This is a genomic window from Flavobacterium fontis (assembly GCF_900129405.1).
GTDB lineage: Bacteria > Bacteroidota > Bacteroidia > Flavobacteriales > Flavobacteriaceae > Flavobacterium > Flavobacterium fontis.
On the sequence record NZ_FQVQ01000034.1, the window covers coordinates 1 to 1290 of the forward strand.

General features: G+C 42.6%; 1 protein-coding gene. It reads left to right on the forward strand.

The annotated features are described in order from the left end of the window. Window positions 1-1248: T9SS type A sorting domain-containing protein (locus BUC17_RS13855; RefSeq protein ID WP_143161830.1), on the forward strand; the 1248-nt coding region annotated here is incomplete at its 5' end. Window positions 1249-1290 lie beyond the last annotated feature (42 nt).

Consider the following 1290-nt stretch of genomic DNA (forward strand, 5'->3'; position numbering starts at 1 on the left):
GTTGATGTATGTTACGACGGTATCGATAACGACTGTAACGGTAACATCGATAACTTAGGTTTACCTGGAGGTTGTACCCCAATTGTGAGTACAATTCCTTCTGCCACTTGTGGTACAGAAGTTGCTTACGGTGGTATCGTTTACTCAAGTTGGGTAACTGGTGCACAAGGGTATCGTTTCCGTGTGACAGAAGTGAATCCTGCGGATGATTCTGAAATTCCAGGTACACAAGTGATTGTGGATATGGTATTGCGTAATTTATACTTACACAATTTATCTAACTACAAGTACAATGCGAAGTTTAAAGTTGAAGTAGCAGTACGTTTCAACAGCGTATGGCAGCCTAACTACAGCGCACCATGTTTCTTGTTGACACCAACACCTGTTAGCTCAATGATTGGTTGTGGTACTCAAGTGACAGGAATCAATACGCAAATCTTCAGTACATTAGTACCGCGTAGTACAGGATATCGTTACAGAGTTCAGCGTTTAGACAGTGCGTTACAGCCTGCTGGTCCTGTTCAGGAGATTATTTCTGGTATCCGTAACTTTACGTTTGCTTCGGTAACTGATTTCCGTTACGATGCGAATTATAGTGTATCTTGTGCAGTTCGTAACACCGATGGTTCCTTCTTACCTTATGGTCCAAGTTGTACGATTCAAGCACCGAAACATCCAACGACACAAGTTCGTGGTACTCAGTGTAACGATTATGCGGTGACAAGCTACAGTGAGCGTATCTTCGCAGATGCTGTTCAGTTTGCAACACAATATCGTTTCCGTTTGTTCAATGAAGTACAGGTATACGATTTCCAAGTAGACCGTGTATTGAATAACTTCCGTTTGAGTGATTTCCCTGGATTAGTTCCTGGTGAAACTTACTCTGTACAAGTAGCTGTTCGTATGCCAAATCAACCTGATTTCGGTCCATACAGTAAAACATGTACTTTAGTTATTCCAACCATTGCTAGAACAATTGAAGACACTTCGTTAACAGCGGTTGCTTTCGATGCGCAGGTATATCCAAACCCATTTGCAGAGCAGTTCTACTTCAAAGTAGCTACTGCAAGCCAAGAGTCGTTCACCATCCAAGTGTATGACATGATGGGACGTGCAATCGAAACACGTACGGTTAACGCCGACGCTATCGAAACCACTGAAGTAGGAGCCAATTATCCTGCGGGTGTGTACAATGTGATTTTAACACAAGGAACTAACGTGAAAACCCTTCGTGTGGTGAAACGTTAATTCTAGAGATTACATTCATAAATTAGGCCGCTCATTGAGCGG